This window comes from Sphingomonas sp. PAMC26645 (assembly GCF_004795835.1).
GTDB lineage: Bacteria > Pseudomonadota > Alphaproteobacteria > Sphingomonadales > Sphingomonadaceae > Sphingomonas.
In genome coordinates, this window is sequence record NZ_CP039249.1 from 3,085,829 (window position 1) to 3,109,451 (window position 23,623).

A 23,623-nucleotide genomic window follows, 5' to 3' on the forward strand; every position below is an offset into this window, starting at 1 on the left:
ATGCAACCAGTTGATCAGATCAAGTCATATCTCGACGGCAAGACGAAAATTGCTGCGTTCTACGACACGGTGACAAAAGATAAACAGCTACAGGCGTACATCGAACAAGCTACGGATATTCCACCATATACGAACGATGGCGACCTTTTACTTTACATATTAAATCAGAATCCGGCTGCCGTCGCGTCTGACATTAATATAAAGGATGCTCTTGCAAAGTTTCTTAAGGTCATGGGGATCGAACATCAAGTAGACCAGACGTCCTTGGACAGGTACGAATTGGTATTGGACGCCACACCAGCATGGCTCTCCCTCCCCGATTCTTACATTGACATACTGCTCGAAAACATTCCCACGACGCTTGGCCGCACTGCTCGGGTTAAAGCGATCAAGAACAAGATCTCTGACGAATTTCGCTACCTGAAGAAGCCGCCCAAATGGCTTCAAGAACCGGCATGGATTTTCGCGGGAGACCGGCCGCTGATCTTCATCGGCCAGCTCGATTTGGGTGACCTCCTGCATGACGATGCTCAGGTTTATGTATTTTTCGACAATAGCAATCAGGCGTTCCTCACGGTCAAACAATGCGCCTGACGTTAAAAGGTGTCGATGCCGGCCCATCCTGATCCGCAGACATCCGGACGGATCCAACGCGACAAGTCGGGCGACTTAACCGCGATCTCGGTTTTCACAACCACCTGAACGGCTACGTTGCCGACACTACTCGCGAAGGGAAAGCGGTGGCGTACGTTGATTCGATGCAATGCCTAGTTAACGCTGGTACTGAGGCAGGTATCTTGATTGGGATCGAATACACCAACAACGTGACAGCACTGTACCAGCGGATATTCGGCGGCCCGCTGGCCAACGATATCGCGTCGGCTGGGTATCCCGGTGGCATTGGGATTCCGTGGACGGTCGAAGAGTTGTTCGTGTATTCACTGAAGGAGCTGCCGGATCGGCAAGCGGGATACCGCTACGACGCCAATACGAACGTGGCGTCGGTCGATTGGGATTCCGACCGTTACGTGCTCGCCGATTGGGGTGCCAACCCAGTCAGCATGGGGAACGATGGAATCATCTGCTACTCGCGCCATGGCGACGGCGATTGGTCGTACATTCCGATTGCAACCGATCTACCCGCGTTCTTCAAAATGCTGGCGGCATGGCTGCGTTACTTCGTCGTCGAAAAGGGGAGAAACCTGTTCGACGAAAATTTCGAGATCGCTCAGGATACGCGCGATGCTCTTACAAGCGTTGTGCTAGCAGATATGAGCCCGGAGTACAGGGACGCCGCAATGCGCTTCTTGCTTGGTGAAATCTGAGTGCATCATCAGCTTGATAGAATGCCCACGGAGCGTTCTTCATAATCTTCGAATGTCCCGAATCGATGGGTTGCATACCGCTCGGGTCGACTGATTCTGGCAGTGACAAACGCTCGCCGAAGCATGAGACCGTCGCGACACCGATGGCGGTCCAGGCATGCCGACCGAGCGGTGGCATTTCGAGCCTGACGGCGCACGCGCGCGCGCTAGGCGGTTGTCGCCGACGGGCGGGACCTCGCCGACGCCACGCGCGAAAGCGAATGGCTGGTGGACGTTGCCGACCAGATCGGCACCCTGACGGCGTTGTTCGACGTTGGCAGCGCACGACGCTGGGCTTGCGACGCCACGCTCCGGGGACGCGCCGCACCGCACGCGATATCCTGCGCGCGCGGAGTGAGGACGCGCGCGCGTCGGGCGATCAACTGTGCGCTGCGGTTTCCGGGACAATGGAAGGACGCGGAAAGCGGGCTGCACTATAATCTGAACCGCTACTATGATCCGGACGGCGCCTTCCAACTCGGGCACCACTGCGGCGGGATCTTTTCGCAACGGTCCTTGGTTCTGGCGACAGCTTACCAATAACAATTCAGAATATTTCGACGCGTCCAAAATGGCTCGCATACGCACCAATCGCTCCCCGCTGGTGAACGACACCTGGATTCAGCATTTTCCCGAACATCAGGGGTTTACTGGAAATAGGGCAGTGCATCATCATATTGATCAGGGGCCGATAGCAACGCCTATTCCTGAAACAGTTCACCATTCCTGGTACAAAGCCCTTCATCCGAACCAGTATGAGTAACCGAATGGATTCCATTTCGTTTAAAGAGGCTCTCGCTAAGGCCAAGCCATCTGTGCAAGACCTCATCACAGCCGGCTTATCCAAGACCGAGGCTTCTCAGTTCCTGATGAGCTACGACGTCAATGACCGTCTGGAAAAGCTTCCGAGCGAGATACCCGATCCGACGCTACGAGACTTGTTCTCGCGTTTCGACCTCTCCGGAGTCGAGATCGGCATGGTTCGCCTACTGGAACATCCAAATTCGACGGAGTTCGGATGGATATTCGGATTAGTAGAGTCCGATCCGATACTGGTTGATCAGAATACAAAGGAGATAGTGTCAATTGATCATGAGGCGCCGGAGCACGTGGTGTGGAGATGCGCAAAAGACGGGAAATCTTTTTTGTCAGCTCTAGCTGTATCCGCTAGATATCTCTCCGGCCTAATCATCGAGCATGACTACGATACGACTTTCCAGCGAGACACTATGAATGAGTGCACGAGTCTAGCTGGCGGAGGGCGATATTCCGATTTTTTTCGAATGCTCTTAAACATGGACGAATGATTTTCATTTGATCCTCATGGCTGACATATGATTTATCGACCAAATAAAGGCCCACCTGAAGGCGAATGTACGCTTGTCTTGCTTTACGAGACATTAATTAAAGACCGAGGTCCTCAGGCGTTCCTAAGTGATAGTGGCCCAGAAGACTCAGTACTGATTTCATGTCATACAACCAACTTATCTGACGAGAGCCTTGGCGTCTTCGGGTCGATTCGAACATCCGGCCGGAGACCGAAAATCCGGGAATCCTTGGTTTCAAACGGCTCTTCGTCGCCTCGATCGACACGCCCTGCTGCGAAACCTCGTAAGTGGTTGGAATCGATTTCGAAAGAAGCTAGATCCGATGAGCTTCGAACCGATCATGTCAGGAGTTGGGTTGTGCCGATAACCGATAAGGATCTCTATGGTCCAAGAGGCCCTAGCCCCGACGACATCGATCAGGACTTTCTCGGCGATTGCTATCTTGTCGCGACCCTGTCCGCGGTGGCACTGCGTCACCCGTTGCTGCTAAAGAATCTGATCCGCTACGATCGGATCTCCCAACGCTTCGTAGTCGGCTTGTATGACGTGAAAGGCAAGAAGCGCCATGTTCAGGTTACGCAGCTGGAGCTTGAAGATAACATGATCCGGAACGGTGGAAGTAAGATGGATAACACGATGCAAAGAAAGATCGTGTGGCCCGCCGTTTTCGAAACCGCCTATGCGAAACTATACGACTCTAAGCCTCTCGACGGCCTCGACCAGGGGTATGTCAAGATATCGGGAGGTGGGTGGCCGAAGGACGCCATGATGGCGGTGACCGGAAGTCCCGGGACCGAGATGAAGTTTCAACTTATTCCCCGCATCACCCGCCAGCAGTCGATCAACCTTCTCGGCAGTCGTGTTGCCCGGGCGTTGGTGCGCCATCGCACCATCACGCTCTGGTCGGTACCTGAATTCGATGGGAGATCCCAGATCCAGAAAAAGAACAACGCGCCGTTTCCGCAGGACGGTCTGGTGGACAATCATGTGTATACGGTCATGTCGATGACGCGATCCGCTTCTCTGAACTGGACGATTCGACTGCGTAATCCTTGGGGCACGAACATGGCCGTCGGGGAAGGCAAGGACATTAAATCCGCCTACATCTCCGTCGATCTTGATACCCTGGTGAACACCGGGGGCCTCCAGTCGTTTCGTGTCAGCGCCTATTAGTCCATATGGTCAACCGGGGATCGCAGTGCCATGCCGTTGTTTGCAACCCTATTATCTCTTCTACTGTCGATGGGAAGTAGCATGTCTGATGTCCAACAGCCGAAGCTACTTGATGAAGCGTTGGGATCGACTCTTGTAAAGAGGGCATCTGGACCGTCCCATAATGCCGGCAGAAAGGCTCTGGAGGCGCAGATCGCAAAAACGTTTGGTGCCAAATATGCGATTTCGTCATCCCAATATTTCGTCGTATCTCCAGATGTGCTTTGGGTTGCTGCTTCCAAGAACATTCAAAATCAGATGCTGGAGCGATCGATCGGTCGAGCCCATTACGATGGGGAAAATCCTGGTGTCGTACTGATGGACTTCTATCCTCAGCCGCACGGTGCATTCGTACTTGCGATGGACAAAGGCTCCAGCAGCCGCAACGAGAAGCTGGTGGCGTACTTCGTATTGCGGCACAAGAGTTCGACTTAGAAAGTGTCTAGGTAACGAACAATGTGTGTCTGAGGTATGGGGAGTCGGCGCATAGACGGGTCAGCTAGCCAGCTGATGTCGTCTACGGAGCCTCGGTATGGCGCTCAGGCTCGTCATACATCGGCCTGAAAGGCAGGATCTGCGTCTCGAACGTCACGGAGACGCGCCGAACGATCTGGACTGCCTGACCGACGAACACAAGTTCGAGCCATGATCGCCTGAGAGTTCCGGAGGTCCCCGTGGTTGCGGGTCAGGTCGGGTTGAGCGGTACATTCGACCGGCCATACCGGTCCACGCTGGGGAGATGCCCCCCCGGCAGCCTGCCTCGTACATATAAGTCCTGAAGCGTTATGAACCCGCTGAACAACTGAAGGAAGGAATGCGGCCAGGGAGACCGCAGTCCTCCTCCTGGTAAGAAGGCTGTCCCCCGCAACCGCCCGGCGGAAGACGATCACGATCAACGCGACCCGCCTACCTATGCACCGCACGGCGTAAAGCCCGCGGGCGACGGGGACTTTCGGCGGCAGGTCCGGCGCACTGACGCCAGCGTGTATATGCGACGCGCCGTCGCTCATCCCCATGGCGGCCCGCCCGCTTCTTTCTGACGGCGGGCCGAGACAATAATCGTACTGGCGGCGCTGCGTCATCGGACGGTCTGCTTAAGGCACGTGGGATGATCGCCGACCACCGCTGCTGCGTAGACTGGTCAACGAGCGCCTTTGAGACAGAGGTTGTAATCGCCAGCATCTGGATGAGGTGGTTACGGACTGTAGCCATCAGATACGGAAAGCGCCGCTGCGTAGCCGTAAACGGGTTGCGATGATGTTCGACGGCCTGAGCGCCCTACGTCGCGTTGCGAAGGCCACCATCAATGCCCGACCGTGTTCATGTCCGACATCGCGGTCCCCGCCGCCGTAACTTTCTGATTCCGACTATGAGCCATGAACTGGGCGAGATGATCGCCAGGTTGCATGTGACGGGTAAAGGGCAATTTAGCTTACATGAGTAAGGTTACATCGTTCCGTCCCGCCTCTTCGAATAGGGGCGTTTCAAAATTGCGCCCACATTTCGACAGCCCCAACGCTTCGACGGGCAGCCGCGCCCTGCACCGCCGATATCGTGGGTGGTTCCGATCCAGACTAACCTGACGGTTCAGCCACGGGTCTAAGGCCTTTATGCAGAAAAACCTTCGACTGGATACGTTTGAAAGTCGCTCCAAAGTCGACTGACCCCTACGTTAAGATCGGGTCGGGCTCCATTCCCATAGGGGAAACACATGATTGTAGATGATGAAGACCGGTTCGGCTCGGCGCAATTGAGGAAGCGCATCCGGGCAATCTGCGGCAACCTGGACATCGGAAACGGCACGCCGGTCGCGGACGCTCTTTGGTCCGCACTGAACCTGGATTTCCGCATTGGCGGCCGCATGGACGGAGCGGCTGTACTCAATGCGCTCACGGATGACGAAATCGACAACCTCGCGTGCGAGATGATGAGGATCTACGGAGAGAGGGACTCGGAGTGCACGTTGCCCCTCGGCACGATCATGGCTTCCGACCAGGTAGGCGACGTCCGATTCGGACACGAGCGCTGGCTGCTAGACGCGGGCAGACCCGGACTTCATGCCATGGCGGACATACGCCGTGATGCCCACGGTCCGAACTTCGAGTTGCTGCGATCACACATCACCCGTTTGACCAGCAACCTCCCTTGCGATCGCCTCGGCCTCCCGTCGCCCGTGTTCATCGTCGACACGAACGAACGTCACCTCCTGCACTTCCGCCCGTGCATCGAAGCCGGCGGCGTTGTGCTTCAGCGCTGGACGAACTGCACCGACGCTCCGCGGTTCGCTGCAGCATCGCCGACGCAAATCCTCGAGTTCGCCGAATCTATCGTTGCCGACATGCAAGCGCTTTGGGATCGGCGCGAGGCTATCGCCGCCCGTGCGGAGGCGGTTCGCGCGATCGCGGAAGCCGTCGCCGCCGAGCATGGCGTCGAAGTTCTGCTCGTTGCGGTGGATCTCAGCCAACAGCGGGATAGTGCTAGGGTCGATATGGAAGTGCACTATCTTGCAATAGACGAAGCGATGCGAGTTGGTCCGGTCCTTGGCTTTTTCCCCGGTGAGGATGACTACACGGCGGAGTTCCATCAGGTGCCGACCGGTGTATCACACCGCTCCGGCGAACTCGCGAAGCTCCACCAGCTCGGGGCTGATGGGCGAATCGACGACATGGCGGCGGCGGTGGCGGCAGCCGCTCCCGGCGGCGCCAAGGCGGTGTTTGCGAAACTCGTGATCGATTATCAGGCGAGCTTCGAGATGTCGACCAGCAACACGCCGATGTTCGTGACGCTGTACTGGCGCGACGGGACGATCAAGGCCGACATCTCGATGGCCGGCAAGCTGGAGTGGTACGGCACGAGACTTGAGATCTTCGGTCACTTTCTTCCGGAGACGGCTAGTGAGTCGCTGCCGGGACGGACTGTCGACTCCGTAGCGCTGCTTCCGTTTCCCTGCGCTTGCCGGATTGAGCGCGTAAGGGACCTCGTTGGGGGCACCCGTCTGGATCTGGCAATCGGGACCCGCCTCATCAACTTGACGACCGGGAGGATTTGGGACGAACCCGCCAGCGACCGCTGAACGTCAGCGACCTGGGACCGCCAAGCCCAGTTCGCCACGGCGGCTGCCGGTCGGGCGGGTATCCTTGGCGGCAAGACGCGCTGCTTCCCAAACGCCGCCGACATACGTTGAGGGCCTGCTGCTGCCGTGAAGGAGAACGCGCGCGCTTGAAGCGAGGCGCTGCGCAGGAATGCCTGTGGGAATCTCCGTGCCGTTCCTACCAGATGAGTTCGGTTGGATGATCGCGTCGAACCCTTCGTGCTCGCGTTTTACTGGGACTCTTTCCGTCGTCCGGCACCATCGCCTTTGCCGCTGCCGGCTGAGCGGAACGCCGCTCCCGCTTCGCGCGGCAACCTTGATGCGGCAGACCGAACATTTCCGATTCCCAAGATCCGGGGGCCATCGAGATCAACATGTCCTCCGAGATGGAGGTTGCAATGGAAAGAACTTTTGGGCCGAAGGTCAGGTACACGTCCATGACCACCTGGCCGTTCGAACTGCCCGACGTCACCGTATTGACTGGACCACCTGAAAAACGAGACGTGATGATGGCTGACCAGCCTCTGCCCGGGTCAATCGTGCGAACCCGGGTTTCGCGGCCACCGGGCAGATCCAACGGTTGCCAGCTGCCGTGTCGATGATCGTGATCGATGACCGCATCGCGGATGATCCGCGCACGATCGAGCCTCGTGAGAACCTTGCTGTTGGTGGCGTAGGTTGGCTTGGCCATTTGGCATTCCTCATAAAAGTGAAGCTGTGGCTAGGATTGCGCCACGCGAAAGCGGCGGCAACGTAGGTGACGGGCCATTCGTCCTCGCGGCATCATCATCTTGAGCGTTCCGCGACGCATGTAAGGGTTCAAACGGTCGCAACCGATTTTGGGAATGGACACGCATCGAGCACTCCAGACGTGTCACGCGCGGGCTATGTGGCTATCGACGGCAGCCCGCGCTCCGTGCATCCGCCGCTTTCACATTCACGGCTATCAACGGACCTCCCCGTGTTGCCTCAAGCCAGGCTTGCCGGACGGGAGCGGGCGCGGTTGTCGGGATCATACGGTTCACCCACGAGCAGCGCGAAGAGGTGCTGCGTCAGTTTCGGCGCGCCGTGCTTGTAAGCCATCCCGCCCCACGCGTCCCAGCGATCAAGCCTGATCGCCAGCCAGACGTGGAACCGATCCCGGCTGTCGAGGTCGCTGAAGGTCTGGCTCCACAGAGTGCGGTTGATCGGGATGACGCCACCGAGACCGGCGCCGATCAGGGCGACGCCAGGATGGCGTCCTATGTCCTGTCGGACGAAGCGGTATCGCAGGTTGGAGGCAAAATCCTCCACACGCTGCAACCAGGCCGAACGTTCCGGCTCCGACGTCTCGAGAGGCCACATGGTGCGGATGGCATCAAGCCCGATCGGAATCGCCCGGACATCTGAGGGTCTCGTCGATGCCAACATCACCAGGGCAGCGTGGCCCTCCGCCGTCAGGTTGTCGCCGAGCGCACCAGTACCTGTGAGCTCGAGACCACGAAGCCACAGTCGGTAGAACAGTTGGAAATCCGACTCGCCCGCAAACAGGTCATGAACGCTTTCGGACACATGCACCGTGCGCCGATCGACCGCGGCGAGAACGGCGAGAACCCGCTCGAGGACCGGCTCCATGAACGCCGCCTGCTGCGGGCTCATGCCGAGACGAGACTGGAAGAACGCCTGCCGGACGGACCCCCACCGTCCGCCCTGCTCGTCTACCAACGGAGGCCCGAACCCTCCGTCAGCGTGGAGCCAGTAGCCCCATGGCAGCGCTGGGTTGCGCAACTGTTCGTACGTCACGAGAGGTTCCTCGGATCGTACGCGTCGAGACCTTGGGCCGGACGATCGCCCCGACTTGCCGACGAAGGATCGCGGCCCTCGGCGATCGCATGCAGCTGCGCGGCCATCCAGGCGGTTTCTCGCGCAACGTAGGTCTCGTCACGATAGACGCGACCGTTCTCGATCGAGAGCTCCTTCCCTTGAAGGGAACCGGGCACGAGGTCGTAGGAATGATTGCAGGAGAAGCCGAACCACCACAAATGGTTGGCAGCGCAGCAACTGCGGTCGCGGTCGCCGGATCACGTGCCCAAGCACCTCGCCGGTCGTGCACGTGACATACCGAAACCTCCGGTCGTCCATCCTCATCGCACATTTCCGCATAGTCGATGCCACCGTGAACCTCGATGACCGGATCGTGGGGAAGCGCGTCTTCGCTGAAGCCGAAGATAGGGTGGGTTGGACCCACGCCGACGAACCCGGAGAGTGCGCCATCCTCGCCGCGACGCATGATGCACGGCAGCCCCGTCGGTGCATCGAGCCACGACACCTTGTCGGCTTCTGCGGCCCAGGGTCCCGCGCCTCCCGGGTGGACGGATGGTACGCGGTAAATCTCCAGCGGGTCGATCTTCGTGCCGGCGATGGCGTAGTTACCCGGTTCGTCTCCGGTCGTGGAGACCGCGCTTACCGCACGGGTCGTCTTGGGTTTCTTGGACATTTCAATCTCCTTCGTGCGAGTTTCGGCATCGTGATTGTTCGTGTTCATCGACCGTAGACCTCCGAGCGTTTGGGACGGCTTCAGACCAAGTCCGTCATCTGGTTGCGTTTTGGGGTCTGGTCACGGGGTCACATCAGTCAGATCAAACCAGTCCTTCCAAATAGAGAATATACAGCCTGTATGATCCAGATTCGGACAACCCGTCAAGAGAAAATATAATCTCTATCTGGACGACTTGGCGTTACACCTTTTTGTCGGTGCGGCGGACGGGGTGGGCATCCGACAGGAACGGGCAACCATCACGGTCGCGTTTGGCACGGTCCGGTCGAAGGCGTGGAAACCGTCACGGCCGGCGGCGCATCCACATTCGATCCCAATGGATCGTTTCGTTTCCGCTCGGGCGCCAGTCCGCTGCATAACCTGTCCTGTCATTTTCCATGCTGCGCGGTCGACGATCCCCCAAACCTCAAGCCGATGCGACTCGGGCGTGTCCCCCCCTGCGAGGTTCGCACAGGACGCGTATCTGCACCTCGGTTCCTCCCGTATCTGACCTTGCAGCGTCTCCTCCACGAACCGCTTCCCTGCCGGCTTCATTGATATGGAGATGGCTCGATTAGTTTCAATGGTTCGAGAATAACAGATCTATAGCGAATTTGATGCCGTGTCTCGCGACGCCGCGGGCCGGAATTTGCCCTGTCTGCTTACCGCGACGCGGCATCGGCCATGGCCGGGCAGCGTCGGAGTCCGTCGTGCGGGACTGCAACGTGCCGCTCGAACTTGGCGAAACGACTCCGTCCAATACCGCTGGGGAATCAACGAAACTGCGGGGGCCGCGTCGCGGCCATCTTGAAAGTGGCGAATGACTTGAGGAACGTCAGATAGGGGGAAAATGCCATGTGGACGATACCGGCAGGGAAGCCGCTTGAAACTCCGGAGATCCGAGCAGCCATCGCAAGGAGCGAGGAACTGGTCGACGATTACGATCCGACGGAAGTCACCAACCTCGCCGCGAGCATGTGTGGACTCGAGGGGATGACGATTCGAGAACTGCAGCTGCGGTTCGCGCCGTTCATCATGCCCAAGGACTTCCACCACCTGCGTCTGACGAACCTGAACAGATGTCTGCCTTGGGGCGGGTTCTATTCCGATCCCCCCAGGGCTTTCACGCTGGTGCAGCTGTTGCAAGCCATCTCGATGGCGATCGCCCGGGACGACGTTGCGGAAACGGGACCGGGCGTCTGGATCGAGACCGTTGCCCTGCCGATCAAGGACCCTGGCGTGCTGGAACTGGGGCTTCGCTTCGTTCCCTTGAACTAGATGCCTGGGACCGACGTGCCGGCGGTACCGACAAGAGCGCTTAATTGGGGGTAGCGGATCCCGCGGCGGCGAGAGAAACGCCGCCGACGATGGGCGTGGTCTGACCGGGCGAAGCTGCTGCCGTCGGTCCGGCTGGCACGGGGGCCGAGAGGCTCTGAGATCGTGCAGCCAACCGGCGGAGCGCACGCCGCGAACCCACAGCCGAAGAGCCGACCGTGATCGGTGGCCTTACTAGAACCCACGTGACCGATGGCAGACGGGATGCGAGCGACAAACAGAGTGCTCGCTCGTTCGCTAATTTCACGCATGGGGAAGCGCCTGCGATCTGCGACCAGACGAACTTCGCAGCCAGCGTGATGACAACGTGGGTGGCGCCCATCCCGATCGCGTGACGAAGCGCATACTGAACGGCTTCGTAAACAGCCCGATGATTCGTGCCGGTCTGGATAGCGGGCACGGGGAGGAACGCCGAGCCGTCATGCACGACGGGCTGGGCAACACCCGGGTTAGGCGTACTCCCGCCGTCGCAGAAGAGTTTGAGTGCGAGGAAGGGCCGAGGAGGAACCGCCGCCGATGTCATCGGAGCCGAACTCTTCACTACAATTCCGAACGACACCGGCTCTCTCCTTCAAACCCACGTGCGTGTAGCCAGCCAAACCTAAACGACAGGTTTCCCTCGGACATGCAAATCCACCCGATCGGCGGTGCGGCAAACCGATCAGGTCACGACGATCGCTCGTGTCTCATCGCACGCACTGACGAAGTCGCGGCCCCGCGCCTGGGGCGAGGAGCACGCCTAAACAATTTTCGCGAAACAAGGTGATACCATGAAGAACGACGCTCGCTACCCCGACCTGTCGGACGTCGACCCGCTGAAGTGGGCCGAGGTGCGACGCCGAGTGGAGGTACTGGATCGATACTCTGCTCTTCCGAACCCCAGCGCTGCGGATCGCGGCCGTTTTGGCGCAATGCTGGACCTGGGCTCACAACAGTTCGTCAATCTGAGTAAAGCCTGGGCGGCTGACCGCGACCCGCGCGCTCTGTCGCCAGGTGTGAGGAAGCGCGACATTCACGAAAGTCGTTCCCGCAGTGGCGGCGTGGATCCCGTGGCTCGTGAAATCGCGCGTGACGTCATAGGTATATCCGGCACGACTACATCGTTATCGGTCCTCTCGGACACAATTACCGAGAGGTGCCTTGCTCGGGGCGTCGCCCCGCCTTCGCGCGGTACGGTCTGGCTCCTCATGGTCGAAGCGAAAGGCCGTGGCACCGGAATTAGCGGCGACAGCATCATCATTGCGCAGGCCTTTCTCAAGCTACCTGTCGACACGGGGGCGATTGGCGGGCTCGTCTTCCCGAAGATCACCGTGGCCGTGGACTCATCGACGAGACGAATTCTAGCCTTGGAACTAAGCTACCCTGCTCTGCCGCCGGAACTGGGTCGAATGGCTGCAGTGCTGCGAAACGCGACATCAAGCATAATCGCTGACGAGACAGTCCGCACCGCGCTTTCCCAGCACCTTCCCGCGGGAAACTGGATCAGTGCCGTCTCCGCTACAAGCGCCCGGCATTCCCTGGCCGATCTCATGGGAAGGCGGATCGGACGGATCGAGATTGCCTACAAACCGCTCGCCGCCGATCCAACCTCCGTGATGCAGTCCCGCAGGGACCGTGCGCCGGATCGGTCGGAGGCCGAACAGGCCATTCGATTCGCGGTCGCCCGCCACAACCGCGACGTCGAGGCGGGCGAGGTCCGCCCCGTCAAAGCTGATTGCCGAGCAGTTCGAGAAGCGTAACGAACTCTCCTGGCGCTTGTGGTTCCCCCACGACTGCCAGTTCGGCCCAAACCAGCGCGTTGTGCGCCGCCAGCGGAACCTCGAGCCGCGCCCTCGCATCGATTTCACTGAGCCCCAGCTTGGCCGGCGACGCTTCTTCCCGACCCTTGCCCGTACGCCCGGGTAGCATCTGAATGGCGTCGAGCTTGAGACCGATGTGTTCCCTGATGTACCGGCCGTAGGTCCCCTGCCCCACGACCTGCGGCACTCCACGGCCAATAGCGGCGACCAATTTTGCCGCTACGATCCGAATCTGGTCACTATCCTCGCCCGGCACGAGCTGCGATCTTTCGATTCTTGTCGCCCAGATACTACCCGGAAACGCATCTTCGGCGACGCGGTGCAGAGCGTCTCGCGCTGCTTCCGCATAGCCGGCAGCGCTGTTCGTAGTGTCACCGACGGCAAGCCCCAGTATCAGTCGCGTGCCCGCATCGATGATGACGAAGATGTCATGACGTCGGCCATCTGCCCGTCTCATGGAGGTTGCGCAGCAATCAAAAAGTATCTCGTGACCAGCCTGCTTCACTTCGCGAACCCTACGCAGTTCCCTCTCGACGAAAACTCGAAGGGTGTTCTTCTTGGGAAGATTTTCAGCCGGCAACCCGGATCTTTCCGCCAGGACCTGGACGAGCCTCGCCACGGAGACGCCCTCGTTGAAGCGCACCACGTCGGTCACCACGGCTTGTATGGCCGCGACGACTTCAGGCTTGAACCGCTCGCGTGACTGGGTGGCTACCGCGTATGTGCCGAGAGTACGCAGCGACCGTTCGTTCGGCCACGCGCGTGCCATCTGATAGAATCTGCCCAGCTTCACGCCAGCATCCGCCGCCGCCTTCTTGGCCGTCAGCCCCTCTTCGCCGGTGCAATATCGATCGAGCGCGCCGATGCGTTGCAAAGCCTTCGCCCGCCGCGCCGGCGGCATGTCCGTCCAGATCGCGACCTCGTCGCGCGGAACGCAACTACCGAAAATGTCGACAAGGCGCTCGTCGACTGGACCGGGGAGTTCAGGTCCGGTCGCAGAGGATCCGATCGCCAGCGCGATGGTCCCACGCGTGGCATCGCTCACGTGATCTACTGCATCCATGCACTGCTCCTCCACGTACTCGACGATCCGCTCTCGCGGAGGGCTATACCGAACGTAGCAAACCGTTGAAATAGAGATTACAAACAACTCCCCCTTTCAAGGCCGAGATGCGTGAACCGCCAAATCTCCTTTGACGCTGAAACCCGGCCTCTGTGACAAACGATGAAAGGGCTGTGCGGCAGCGGTCGAATGGAAGCGTCGATCTTCTGTCGTCGGTTAATCGCGAACGGTCCGCGCGCGATCCCCAAGCCAGCCGTGCTATTCCCGTTTTCCCGTGTATGGCGGGCGATTTCGAGAAAAGTAAATCGGGAACAGATTTTGGGAAAGTGGCGCTTAGATCGATGACTGCTTCATCTCACGACGCAGCTTTCCCATGCGGCCTTCGTTTGCGGGAAGGATCCGCTGCCCAACGGCGCAGTCTCGCGTGTATCAGTACCTTGGTCTAAATTGATGCTGTGGGCATTGAGGAGCGCGGCTTCGCCGAACACATGGGGGCAGACGCCATCGCGTTGGTGCTTGGCAGCGTCAGCGCGATTGGTCGGCGAAGGACATGGCTTCAGGTAACGATCCCGATCGCAGTGGCCGCGGCGTTGATCGCACCGCCGAGGCGGCCCCAGTTTTCGGTGTCGGCCTCAAAATCACGGGTGGCCGCCCCAATTCGTTCCAGCACGTCGGCCAGGGTCTTCGACGCAGCCGCGGCATCGCGCTCGTACATCTGGATCACGCGTTTAGAAAGGGCGTAGATTAACAACAAAATATTGTCCATTGGGCCCTTTAAACACCCGGCAACTGTGTATTCTTTTGCTCTAACATGTGCCTGGAATTTCTTGTTCAAGGCGTCATACGCGGCGTGTAGCTTGTCTGTTAAAGCAGCAATCTTGTCAGCAGCTGCTTCCGAACCCAATGGTTCAGCCAAGGCAACAAACCGCTGTTGCGCCCTAATGCGATAGATCAGCGCCGTTTCAATGAGTTCTTGTGGACTTTCCGGCACGTTTTCCGGCTCGTTCTCGTTCATCAGGGTTCTCCTCTCAGAGGGCGGCCTTCAAGTCCTTCAGCCCGGAGATATAAGCGTTCGCATATTCAAGGCTTACATCCGGGTCGATCATGGGGTTTTCGAGGGAAGCGAGCACCTTGGTATGGGCATCCCCAAGCGCGCTGAAATCACCCTTCAGGGCGCGCGATCCTTGAAGTTGTGCCGCTGCCTCAAACTGGTCGTCAACGAGATAGCGAACGCGTTGCCGCAGCGTCGACAGTCGCTGTTCATCTGCGGCGATAGCTTCGGCGGATCTATTCGGCATGGCAAGTCGAACTTTGATCGCGGCGATTTCATCCACCGCTTGAGGAATTTCAAGCTGAGCACCCGTCAGCCTTTTGCTGACTGCAGCGAGAATACCGGACTTGATAGCCATGCTATCTTTAGAGAGGATAAGCGCGGCCTTCTGGACCGCCGGATCGGCTGCTTTGGCGAATGCGCGCATTTGCGCGATCCGCTTCAGCTTGTAGCTGCCCTTTGTCGTCTGACCAACCAGCGCAATGGCCGGTGCCGCGACAGCGCCGATGCCAGTAGCGGCAGCGAGTGCGGCAATGGCAGTAAATGTACCGTCGATCTTGCTATTCAGCGCTGCTAAATCCTTGGCCGATCCAAGCTCCTTCATCGCTGCCCCGTATTGTGCAACGGCGCTGATGAGTTTGCTGGCCTCAGGCGCAACTTCGGCCGTGGAAATATCGACTCCCTGAAGGGAGAAAATGTTAGTGCATATGTCTTTTGGTTTAGTGTGATCACAGCCGACGTAGGTGAGCGTGCCTTCCCCTTCGACAAGAGCATTGGTGGCGAATGCCCTCGTGGCCGCGCGGTGGGCATCCACGGCAGAACGGAAGGCGTCACGATCCCCTTGGGAAATTTTGTCAAACGCCGCGGTCTGAGGTGCAGGCGTTGTCGCGCATCCCGAAAGCATGAGTGCTGCTGCCGCAGTCAAGTTCATCCGCGTCATATCGGCCAACGTCTCCCCCTGAGAACTAAAAGCACGACGAACTATTGTTGATGAAGCGTAGCCGGAATGTAGCCCTTAGCAAGACAAATTTGTTTGTCGGTGCAATGTTGCCGCGTCGTACCTTTGTTGCTGCGGTGTTGTGGTTGTCGCAGAAGCGGCTCGACCAGCTAGAGGAAGCGCTGCAATCGTCTCACAAGGCATCCTTTTCGAGAAAGGCAGCAGCGCGTCACGGTGGCATCTATCAAACCTACCTTCCGGAAAGCGGTCGGATTGCTTCTCTCCAACTGTCGTCGTTCGTTGTACGTTCGCTCCTAGCATCGATCCCCAACAGCCTTCGATCTATGTCCGGAAATATGATGACTGATGATACCAACTCTATCGAACTCGCAACTGAGCTGACCATCGCGTGGTTGAGCAATCCAAATACGCGGACATCGGCAGATGATGTCCCCGCCTTTCTGCAGTCGATGCATGCGGCTGTCTCCAAGCTCGGCGGTGAGCAGAGCGTAGATGCTCCGGAAGCGCCCGCGCAGGAGTTCACGCCTGCCGTGACTTCGCGAAAGTCGCTTGCGAGCAAGGATCAAATCATCAGCATGATCGATGGCAAGCCTTACAAGACGCTCCGTCGTCACCTCGCTACCAATGGAATGACCCCGGCCGAGTACCGCGAACGGTATAATCTCAAGGTGGATTATCCCATGGTTGCGGAAAGCTACAGCGAGAGCCGTCGTGCAATGGCCAAGAAGATCGGCCTGGGTCGTAAGCCCGGTCAGACAATTCAAAAGGGCGCTGAACCTGCGGCTGCAAAGCCACGGCGTAATGCGAAGCCTATGGCAACGGCCGACGCTGAATAACTAGTTGGGAGGATCTTCGCGTGGTCGGATGCTATGCGCTGAGACCACCAGCGGTGTCATGTTCGCTCTCGTCAGGCCATAAATAAGAGGCCGCCCCTCGCGGGGTGGCCTTTCAATTGTCAGCCACTGCTGGCTTGATCCTTAGAGCGGGACAGCCCCGTCAGCGGAGGTCGCACACATTTGACTAGCTAGAGGGTTTTCGAAGTCGTATACTATGCGCCGCGATTGTTGCCATTGGGATGGTGTATTAGAAAACATCTAGCTAGACGGGCGATCAACCTCGTCGGCGCACAGGGGCTGATCCGGGCCGGGCAAGCCTGATCTAATGCCAAAATGATCCCTCCTGGCCGGCCCCCGGGGCTGATGGCGCTCTATCGGTGGCCCTGTGCCGCCTAAACCCTCAGCCACTAGCCCCTCCCTCATCCAGCGCATTCCAGGCGCGGCATCAGCCAACGGCGAGTTCCGCACAGTCTGCACGGTGAATTGGGAATGCAGCAGCGTTAGCATTCTACGCAATCCCAAGGCTCTTCATCGTCGCGCCAATCCAATCAACGCGGTGGAAGGGATCTGAAGCTGTGGCTGTTCGCGAGCCATCAGACGCAACTCGGAAACTATCAGGTTCTTCTCTCCAGGGTCCAGACTAGTCCAGTCGGACGATGGTCCGAACAGCGAATCAAGGTCATCCAGCAGCGCCATGTCGAGGTCGAAATCACGCGTCACACGCTCAATCCGCGGATCACGGTAGCCTGCGGCGACCAACTCGCGAGCGAAGCCTTCAGTCGTGTTGAGTATTGTCATCGCCTCAGGCATCGCTGCGAGCGCCCGGTCGGGGAGCAGCCTTCGAATCAACCGGCCGAGCAGCATGAAGGCACCCGCCCCTCGATCCTCCCAAACCGCGACGACCCCGTGGCCACCGGGGCGAGTGACCCGTACCATCTCGGTCAGTCCCTTGCGCCAGTCGGGAAACATGAAAACGCCAAAGATCGAGAACACCGCATCGAACCCGGCGTCGGGTAGGTCGAGCGCTTGGCCATCCATCACGGATGCCTCGACGTTCGGCAGCGCCTTTGCAGCGATGCGCGCGATCATGCCGGGCGAGAAGTCAGTCGCCACGACGTGCGCGCCCGTGGCTGCTGCTGCGAAGGTCAGCGCCCCTGTCCCTGCCGCGACGTCAAGGACCCGGGAGGCAGGGGTTAGTGGTACACCAGCCAGCGCCGCATCAACGTAACGTGCGGTGTAGGGATGCGCGGTCGTCTCATACCGCTCGGCCGTACTATCCCAATGGTCCACCTTGTTGAACTCGCGCATTGCCTGCCTCTCGAATCATGTAACCCGACAGGTATCGTGATAGCCACCTCTTGCCAAGTCGGCGTCAGGTACGAAGAGGGTGTAATGCGCAACGACGGTCGCCTTTCCCGAATGCTGCACGTGTTGATCCACATGGCTCGGCACGATGGCCCGATGACCTCCGACGCCATCGCGCGAATGCTGAACACGAACCCTGTTCTGATCCGCCGCACGATGGCCGGATTACGCGACGCGGGTTACGTCCGATCGGAAAAGGGACATGGCGGAGGCTGGTCTATCGTTGTCGATTTGGAGGCGGTGACGCTGCTGGACGTGCACCAAGCTGTTGGAGGCCAGCGTCTCTTCGCGATCGGCATCGAGCAACCCGAACTCGGGTGCCGTGTTGCAGACGTCGTCAACGATGCCTTGGGTGACGCGCTGAACGAGGCCGAACGACTTTTGACCGCACGCCTTGGATCAATCAGCCTGGCAACACTCGTCCGAGCGTTCGATAATAGATGCGATGCTATCCAAGCTTAACTCCGTCACGGCAATTCCGACTGGTAACGGCGGTCAAGCCAGCGGGGCCGTCCCGGCCGGGATTGAATTTTGAGGATGTCCGGGTTGGGAAGGATAGCGGACGCCATCCCCGTATCCGCAATCTGGCCTCGCCGAGGCTTGCTCGGTCTGCGCCGCCTGAAAAACCAGCATCAGCCGCTTGAACGAGATCGTCCTCTTCGCGCAGCGATGGCCGAAATAAGGGATCATTGCCCGATGGCCGTGCGCGATGCCAAGCTAGGAATGCTTGAGAAACGATATCCGCGATGGTCGTCCCGATGACGGTAACCTTCTATAACGTCACGCTCACCACGCTGCATCGAAGCTGAATTACATCGGCTGTTCAGGTGAGACAATGTATCAACGCATCTGCCAACACCGCCCATGGAGACTCTTGATGCGCAAATTCCTGTTCCCGGTCATGCTCGGCCTTGCCGCAGCCCTGCCGCAATCCGCCACTGCGCAGGATGCCAGCTTCTACAACTGTCAGAACGACCGTATTCGGATAGCGATCACACCGATGCCGCTCGAGAAGGCGCTCGCTAAATTCACCAGCGTCACTCGCTGCCCGGTGTCGCTCGACACGGATCGCGTGAAGGGGCGTCCGACACGCGCCATGAAGACCGCGCTTACGAAGGGCCGCTTCACGCCCGAACAGGCACTTGCGCGGATGTTGCGTGGTACCTCGCTCAAAAGCACGCCGATCCACGGCGGTTTTTCCGTGAGCAAGTAATCGTGACGGACACCCCGCCCCGGCAGCATACGCCTTCGCTGGCGATGATCGGTCTGCTTAGGCTGGTGTCATGAGACGCAGGTATCTCGACCTTCGGTCAGTAAGCAATGTCCCTCCGCGCGTGCCGTAAGCCAGGCTGGGACCGTCTGCGGCCAACGGATCGACCTGATTGCCCAACCTTCAGATCGAGATGCGCTCTCCGTCGGCAGGGATCAGCAAGCTCTGGGCAAACCCTTCCTTCTTGGCGAAGGCGGCCAGGTCGGCACGGCTGAGGACGCAGTGATTGATCGCCTCCATATGGGTCGCGATCAGCTGCGAGGCGGGCGCCGCACGATGGACGGACAGTACCCCCTGCGGGCCCATCAGGATCGGTCCGAGATCGACCCACTGGGCATAGCCGGCATTCAGGACGATTACGTCGGGCCGATGAGTCCGAATTGCCTGCGCGACGGCCGGATCCCAGACCGTGTCACCGACGACATAGACCGTTCTGTGCGAGGAGTGACGAAAGATCACGCCGCTAACCGGATCGAGCGTCGGCACCGCACGCAGGACCTCTGCCCCACCATGATGCCCGCCCGTCCGCGATAGCTGAACGCCTTTGAACCGCGTCTCCGTGGTCATGATCCGCACGTCGCTGAAGCCTTGGCCGCGGATCGTGGCGGCATCCGTCGCGTTCTGGACGAAGATGGGCATCGCCTTCGGCAGAGACGTCTGTGCGACGTCATCCCAGTGATCGATGTGGGTATGCGTAACGATGACGGCGTCGGCATCGGCGAGGTCCGCGACCGACACGGGCAAGGGTACCAGAGGGTTTCGCAGATGGCTCATGGCGGACCCAGGGAAGCCCGGATACGTGCCCGGATCGGCGAACATTGGATCGACCAGGAACCGGACGCCCGCATAGTTTACCCGGATCGTGGCGTTGCGAATCTGTACGATCGAATTCTCTGCCCCAGCAGCGGGGAGGGCGGCGTTCAACGATGGGGCGATCGCCAGTGTGGCGGCCGCACCAGTACTGACCGTCAGGAGTTGGCGCCGGGAAAGGCCGGAAGGCATGTTCGTCGACATAATCGTTTCTCCGGTTCAGGCGTCCAGAAGGTCGGTGGTGGAAACCACCTGACCATAAGCGAAGGCTAGCGCCGCCATGAACGCTGCGTGGACTTGGGGCGCGGGTACATCGACGCCGTTGCTCGACAGTGCCATCGTCGCACACGCATCTCCCACAACGGTCACCCCGTAGCCGAAATCGAATGCGGCGCGTGCGGTCGCATCGATGCACATGTGGCTCATCGCGCCGACGATCACGACGTCCTCGACGCCCGCCTCGTCCAGCAGCTGCTTCAGACAGGTGTCGCGGAACGAATTCGGATAGTTCTTCGTCAGCGTCGTCTCGCCATCTATCGGCGCGACGGGGGCGAGGATCTCCGTTCCGGTCGTACCGACCGCGAACGGGGCATCCTTGTCGCCCGGGGTCTCGTGGCGGAAATGGATGATCATGTCCTGCCGGTCGCGTGCCGAGGTCAGCACTCGCTTCGCATTCGCCACCGCCTGATCCAGGTTTTCGAGCGGCAACTTGCCGCCCGCGTCATATTCGTTCTGCAGATCGACTACTATCAGGGCCCGCTTGGCCATTGACTTGCTCCTCGTTGATTTCGGGGCTTTGTATCAGCCGAACGCGAGCCATATCAGTGGCGGTGACGACAAAGACCGGGTTGAAAACGACATGATCGAAATTGCCATCATAATGTATCACGGCGCGCAGCAGGCGGCGGTGCTGGGCATGACCGATCTGCTGCTCGCTGCAGACCGCATCGCCACGGCGGTGCCGAGTTCAGCGTCGACGCCAGCCTTGGTGGTCAGTCACTGGGCGGCCGAGGGGTCGGAAGGTGCGCTGATGCGCGTCTATTCATCGGCACCCTGCGGCACGACGCCATCGATCTGCATCCTGCCCCCCGCACTGGACGGTCCGCGCGACGAGGCGGACCCGGTGATGACGCGCTGGCTGCAGGATCGGCATGCCGATGGCGCCGTGCTGGCCTCGATATGCTCGGGTGCCTTCGTGCTCGGCGCGACGGGCCTGTTCGACGACCGGATCGTCACGACGCACTGGACCTATGAGGATCGCTTCCGAGGCCGTTTCCCCCGAACGGCGGTCGATACCGACCGGATTGTCATCGACGACGGCGACATCATCACGGCCGGCGGGGTCATGGCGTGGACCGATCTGTGCATGACGATCATCGCTCGATTCCTGGGCGATACGGTGATGATGGACGTCGCGCGCGGCTTCCTGATCGACCCGCCGGGGCGCGAGCAGAGCTACTACAGCGGCTTCAGTCCGCACACCGGGCACAAGGACGAAGCCATACTTAAAGCGCAGCGGTTTCTACATGAGAGCGAAGGGAAGATTGTCGACGTCCCGACGCTCGCTGCCAAGGCCGGCCTGGAGGACAGGACATTCCTGCGGCGCTTCCAGAAGGCTACCGGTCACACAACCACCGAATACTGGCAACGCCTGCGGGTATCCAACGCCAAGACGAAGATGCGGGATACCGGCCTCCCCATCGATCAGATCGGCTGGCAGGTCGGGTACACGGATACAAGCGCGTTTCGTAAAGTGTTCAACCGCGTCGTCGGCCTGTCCCCATCCGACTACCGGCGTCGGTTCGCAATCAGGGACAGGACGCCGGAATGAGCCCGCCTACGATTGCTTTAAGCCGGCCTATAAAGCAGCGCTAATTGGTACGGTGCTATCCGCGGTAAATGTCGCATTTCCGAGCGGAGCGGGACTCTTAAAAGTGATGGATTTTCGAGGATGGCTGAATCTGACCGGTGAACTTTCTGGTAGCAATATCTCCATCAATTCACGCTACCTCGGAGATATGCCTGCACTTGTCCCTACTATGATGATCGGCGGCATCGAACTGCCCACCGCCCCCCTGCCGCAATAAGCGCAATCTTACGTACGTTGGCATCAGGACACTCGTGATCATGCCCCGCGCTCTAATACCACTCAGATGGCTGGAACGGTTGGCGGACGATCGGGTTGATGGGGCGGCGCTGGACGGCCTTAAAACACTGTTGCCGCGACTAGTAATCGCATCTCTGGCGAGTTTACTATTGCTCGTGCATTTGGGTCCTCGCGCTGCGATAATTTGGATCAGCTTTGTCGGGTTTGCTGAGCTATGGTGCAGGCAATGCAGTAACATGCTGGCGCGACAGGACGGCCGCAGTCTGCCGGTACGGCTTAACTATATTGCCTCCGCACTCGCGACAACAATCGCGTGGACGAGTTTGCCAGTTTTACTGTGGTGGAGCAAGGTACCGGACATCGGCTCAGCCGTTATCGTCATGCTTATTTCGCAACTGATCCACGCCCAAGCCTTTGCCTTTCGGGCCCCGGCGATAGTGGCGTTCAAGGTTGGTGTTCCGGCCCTCGCAATGCTTGCGCTACCTTGGTTGGTCGGTTCATCAAGCTATTTTAGCATACTAACTTCCACGATAGCGTCAGGTCTTTGCATTGGCTACATTTATATTAGTATACGGGTAAATTTGCGCGGCGACGCGGCGCTGCGCAAAGCTCACGATGAGCTTGAGTACTTAGCATATTTTGACGCACTCACATCCCTCGCCAACCGTCGCCAGTTCACTTTGCACATGCGCACTTTAATTGAACTGTCCGATCGTCAAAAGTTGCAGTTTGCCCTGCTGTTGATTGATCTTGACCATTTTAAGGTGGTTAACGATACGTTCGGCCACGATGCTGGCGATGCACTGCTCGTCGCGGCAGGAGAGCGTCTGCGCGCGGTCGCTGGAGATTTGAGCTATGTAGCGCGGCTCGGCGGTGACGAGTTTGCCATACTCATCCCCGACGTCGGCGACACCGCCCAGATCGATGAGGTATGCGGTCGCATCGGAGAATGCTTCCAGCCGGCTGTCGATTTCAACGGAGAACGGATATACCTAAGTTCTAGCGTTGGTATCGCCCTTTATCCTGGCGACGGCTTAGGCATAGAGACAATTTTCAAGTCTGCTGACGTCGCGCTTTACGAAGCGAAAAGGAGCGGTCGAGGCACTTGGCGCTTCAGTTACGGGTTAGGCAAAGCAAAGTAAGTCAGGTAAATGACTGCACGACTGGGTCTAGATTTGACCTACTGAACTTAAGCCCGACCGACGTATCTCGCGCAATATAAACTGCAGACCCCCACTTGCTCACCGCCTGCTCAGCAATCAGCTTGTGCTTCACGTCGATGGCGAGCTGGATGTTGTAGCCGACCCCCACTTTGGTCATGCGCACCGTCGGCCGGCAGCTCGGTCGCCCCGCAAAGTCGCTGTCACGGGAGGAGGCAGACGCATATTTGGGCCCGTTGGCGATGTGGATCGCGGACAACGGGCCGGCCTCCAATGAGTGGACGAAGAAGACGCTGGGCTGGACGCGCGACCTGGTCGGTATCGTGTTCGATATCGAATGTCCGGACTATTCTCGGTAA

The 23,623-nt window shown here is 59.1% G+C and carries 24 protein-coding genes; 15 read left to right on the forward strand and 9 right to left on the reverse strand.

Going from position 1 to position 23,623, the window contains the following annotated elements; genetic code table 11:
- The 7 genes from E5673_RS14190 (at position 1) to E5673_RS14225 (ending at position 6,977) form a co-directional block, all read left to right on the forward strand.
- Positions 1-594 carry a hypothetical protein gene (locus E5673_RS14190; RefSeq protein WP_136190501.1) on the forward strand — a complete coding sequence of 198 codons (594 nt, stop codon included), beginning with the start codon at positions 1-3 and terminating at the stop codon, positions 592-594.
- Positions 595-797: 203 nt separating this feature from the next.
- Positions 798-1,325 carry a hypothetical protein gene (locus tag E5673_RS14195; protein ID WP_136190502.1) on the forward strand — a complete coding sequence of 176 codons (528 nt, stop codon included), beginning with the start codon at positions 798-800 and terminating at the stop codon, positions 1,323-1,325.
- Between the two features lie 267 nt (positions 1,326-1,592).
- The gene (locus tag E5673_RS14200; RefSeq protein ID WP_136190503.1) at positions 1,593-1,907 is read left to right on the forward strand and encodes a hypothetical protein; all 315 of its coding nucleotides are present in this window, start codon (positions 1,593-1,595) and stop codon (positions 1,905-1,907) included.
- Between the two features lie 224 nt (positions 1,908-2,131).
- A complete protein-coding gene (locus E5673_RS14210) occupies positions 2,132-2,671 on the forward strand; it encodes a hypothetical protein (RefSeq protein WP_136190505.1) in 540 nt (179 codons plus the stop codon).
- 378 nt (positions 2,672-3,049) lie between these two features.
- The gene (locus tag E5673_RS14215; protein WP_168711639.1) at positions 3,050-3,865 is read left to right on the forward strand and encodes a C2 family cysteine protease; all 816 of its coding nucleotides are present in this window, start codon (positions 3,050-3,052) and stop codon (positions 3,863-3,865) included.
- A gap of 81 nt (positions 3,866-3,946) precedes the next feature.
- On the forward strand, positions 3,947-4,339 hold the full coding sequence (locus E5673_RS14220; RefSeq protein WP_136190507.1) for a hypothetical protein: 393 nt from the start codon (positions 3,947-3,949) through the stop codon (positions 4,337-4,339).
- Between the two features lie 1,276 nt (positions 4,340-5,615).
- Positions 5,616-6,977: a hypothetical protein gene (locus E5673_RS14225; protein WP_136190508.1), complete on the forward strand. Its 1,362-nt coding sequence runs from the start codon at positions 5,616-5,618 to the stop codon at positions 6,975-6,977.
- 196 nt (positions 6,978-7,173) lie between these two features.
- Here the strand turns inward: E5673_RS14225 and E5673_RS14230 are convergent, their stop codons facing one another.
- The 3 genes from E5673_RS14230 to E5673_RS14240 all read right to left on the reverse strand — a co-directional run bounded on the left by E5673_RS14230 (position 7,174) and on the right by E5673_RS14240 (position 8,974).
- Positions 7,174-7,686, reverse strand: a complete 513-nt coding sequence (locus tag E5673_RS14230) for a hypothetical protein (RefSeq protein ID WP_136190509.1) — start codon at positions 7,684-7,686, stop codon at positions 7,174-7,176.
- Between the two features lie 278 nt (positions 7,687-7,964).
- Positions 7,965-8,777, reverse strand: coding sequence for a hypothetical protein (locus tag E5673_RS14235; protein ID WP_136190510.1), 813 nt, complete (start codon positions 8,775-8,777; stop codon positions 7,965-7,967).
- Positions 8,774-8,974 carry a hypothetical protein gene (locus E5673_RS14240; RefSeq protein WP_136190511.1) on the reverse strand — a complete coding sequence of 67 codons (201 nt, stop codon included), beginning with the start codon at positions 8,972-8,974 and terminating at the stop codon, positions 8,774-8,776. The genes E5673_RS14235 and E5673_RS14240 overlap by 4 nt, the downstream gene beginning before the upstream one ends.
- Positions 8,975-10,365: 1,391 nt before the next feature.
- Between E5673_RS14240 and E5673_RS14245 the strand changes: the two genes are divergently transcribed.
- A complete protein-coding gene (locus E5673_RS14245; protein ID WP_136190512.1) occupies positions 10,366-10,788 on the forward strand; it encodes a hypothetical protein in 423 nt (140 codons plus the stop codon).
- Positions 10,789-11,615: 827 nt separating this feature from the next.
- The gene (locus tag E5673_RS14250; protein WP_136190513.1) at positions 11,616-12,584 is read left to right on the forward strand and encodes a hypothetical protein; all 969 of its coding nucleotides are present in this window, start codon (positions 11,616-11,618) and stop codon (positions 12,582-12,584) included.
- On the opposite strand, the gene E5673_RS14255 is transcribed toward E5673_RS14250, so the two are convergent.
- The 3 genes from E5673_RS14255 to E5673_RS14265 all read right to left on the reverse strand — a co-directional run bounded on the left by E5673_RS14255 (position 12,550) and on the right by E5673_RS14265 (position 15,707).
- The gene (locus E5673_RS14255; RefSeq protein ID WP_136190514.1) at positions 12,550-13,707 is read right to left on the reverse strand and encodes a hypothetical protein; all 1,158 of its coding nucleotides are present in this window, start codon (positions 13,705-13,707) and stop codon (positions 12,550-12,552) included. The two genes, E5673_RS14250 and E5673_RS14255, sit on opposite strands and share 35 nt — an antisense overlap.
- A gap of 556 nt (positions 13,708-14,263) precedes the next feature.
- Complete coding sequence (locus tag E5673_RS14260; RefSeq protein ID WP_136190515.1) at positions 14,264-14,722, reverse strand: hypothetical protein; 459 nt, start codon at positions 14,720-14,722, stop codon at positions 14,264-14,266.
- A gap of 13 nt (positions 14,723-14,735) precedes the next feature.
- Positions 14,736-15,707, reverse strand: coding sequence for a hypothetical protein (locus tag E5673_RS14265; protein WP_136190516.1), 972 nt, complete (start codon positions 15,705-15,707; stop codon positions 14,736-14,738).
- 347 nt (positions 15,708-16,054) lie between these two features.
- Here E5673_RS14265 and E5673_RS14270 point away from each other — a divergent pair, with 347 nt between their 5' ends.
- Positions 16,055-16,552 carry a MucR family transcriptional regulator gene (locus E5673_RS14270; protein ID WP_136191526.1) on the forward strand — a complete coding sequence of 166 codons (498 nt, stop codon included), beginning with the start codon at positions 16,055-16,057 and terminating at the stop codon, positions 16,550-16,552.
- A gap of 528 nt (positions 16,553-17,080) precedes the next feature.
- On the opposite strand, the gene E5673_RS14275 is transcribed toward E5673_RS14270, so the two are convergent.
- Complete coding sequence (locus E5673_RS14275) at positions 17,081-17,860, reverse strand: class I SAM-dependent methyltransferase (protein ID WP_136190517.1); 780 nt, start codon at positions 17,858-17,860, stop codon at positions 17,081-17,083.
- Positions 17,861-17,944: 84 nt separating this feature from the next.
- Here E5673_RS14275 and E5673_RS14280 point away from each other — a divergent pair, with 84 nt between their 5' ends.
- Positions 17,945-18,379 (forward strand): Rrf2 family transcriptional regulator, encoded by a 435-nt coding sequence (locus E5673_RS14280; protein WP_136190518.1) that lies wholly within the window; start codon positions 17,945-17,947, stop codon positions 18,377-18,379.
- Between the two features lie 415 nt (positions 18,380-18,794).
- A complete protein-coding gene (locus E5673_RS14285; RefSeq protein WP_136190519.1) occupies positions 18,795-19,130 on the forward strand; it encodes an STN domain-containing protein in 336 nt (111 codons plus the stop codon).
- A 180-nt stretch (positions 19,131-19,310) separates the two neighbouring features.
- On the opposite strand, the gene E5673_RS14290 is transcribed toward E5673_RS14285, so the two are convergent.
- A complete protein-coding gene (locus E5673_RS14290) occupies positions 19,311-20,111 on the reverse strand; it encodes an MBL fold metallo-hydrolase (protein ID WP_210731746.1) in 801 nt (266 codons plus the stop codon).
- Positions 20,112-20,216: 105 nt separating this feature from the next.
- A complete protein-coding gene (locus E5673_RS14295; protein ID WP_136190521.1) occupies positions 20,217-20,765 on the reverse strand; it encodes a cysteine hydrolase family protein in 549 nt (182 codons plus the stop codon).
- On the opposite strand from E5673_RS14295, the gene E5673_RS14300 reads away from it, so the two are divergent.
- From E5673_RS14300 to E5673_RS20180, 3 genes are all read left to right on the forward strand, one after another.
- On the forward strand, positions 20,758-21,828 hold the full coding sequence (locus tag E5673_RS14300) for a helix-turn-helix domain-containing protein (RefSeq protein WP_247599400.1): 1,071 nt from the start codon (positions 20,758-20,760) through the stop codon (positions 21,826-21,828). The genes E5673_RS14295 and E5673_RS14300 overlap by 8 nt on opposite strands.
- A 296-nt stretch (positions 21,829-22,124) precedes the next feature.
- Positions 22,125-23,246, forward strand: coding sequence for a GGDEF domain-containing protein (locus E5673_RS14305; protein ID WP_247599685.1), 1,122 nt, complete (start codon positions 22,125-22,127; stop codon positions 23,244-23,246).
- Positions 23,247-23,500: 254 nt separating this feature from the next.
- Entirely contained in the window at positions 23,501-23,623 is a 123-nt protein-coding gene (locus E5673_RS20180) for a hypothetical protein (RefSeq protein ID WP_281727871.1), read from the forward strand.

Coding starts and splice junctions, on each gene's coding strand:
- E5673_RS14190 (WP_136190501.1), top strand. CDS start 1: ATGCAACCAGTTGATCAGATCAAGTCATATCTCGACGGCAAGACGAAA.
- E5673_RS14210 (WP_136190505.1), top strand. CDS start 2,132: ATGGATTCCATTTCGTTTAAAGAGGCTCTCGCTAAGGCCAAGCCATCT.
- E5673_RS14220 (WP_136190507.1), top strand. CDS start 3,947: ATGTCTGATGTCCAACAGCCGAAGCTACTTGATGAAGCGTTGGGATCG.
- E5673_RS14225 (WP_136190508.1), top strand. CDS start 5,616: ATGATTGTAGATGATGAAGACCGGTTCGGCTCGGCGCAATTGAGGAAG.
- E5673_RS14230 (WP_136190509.1), bottom strand. CDS start 7,686: ATGGCCAAGCCAACCTACGCCACCAACAGCAAGGTTCTCACGAGGCTC.
- E5673_RS14245 (WP_136190512.1), top strand. CDS start 10,366: ATGTGGACGATACCGGCAGGGAAGCCGCTTGAAACTCCGGAGATCCGA.
- E5673_RS14250 (WP_136190513.1), top strand. CDS start 11,616: ATGAAGAACGACGCTCGCTACCCCGACCTGTCGGACGTCGACCCGCTG.
- E5673_RS14255 (WP_136190514.1), bottom strand. CDS start 13,707: ATGGATGCAGTAGATCACGTGAGCGATGCCACGCGTGGGACCATCGCG.
- E5673_RS14260 (WP_136190515.1), bottom strand. CDS start 14,722: ATGAACGAGAACGAGCCGGAAAACGTGCCGGAAAGTCCACAAGAACTC.
- E5673_RS14270 (WP_136191526.1), top strand. CDS start 16,055: ATGACTGATGATACCAACTCTATCGAACTCGCAACTGAGCTGACCATC.
- E5673_RS14275 (WP_136190517.1), bottom strand. CDS start 17,860: ATGCGCGAGTTCAACAAGGTGGACCATTGGGATAGTACGGCCGAGCGG.
- E5673_RS14280 (WP_136190518.1), top strand. CDS start 17,945: ATGCGCAACGACGGTCGCCTTTCCCGAATGCTGCACGTGTTGATCCAC.
- E5673_RS14285 (WP_136190519.1), top strand. CDS start 18,795: ATGCGCAAATTCCTGTTCCCGGTCATGCTCGGCCTTGCCGCAGCCCTG.
- E5673_RS14295 (WP_136190521.1), bottom strand. CDS start 20,765: ATGGCCAAGCGGGCCCTGATAGTAGTCGATCTGCAGAACGAATATGAC.
- E5673_RS14305 (WP_247599685.1), top strand. CDS start 22,125: ATGCCCCGCGCTCTAATACCACTCAGATGGCTGGAACGGTTGGCGGAC.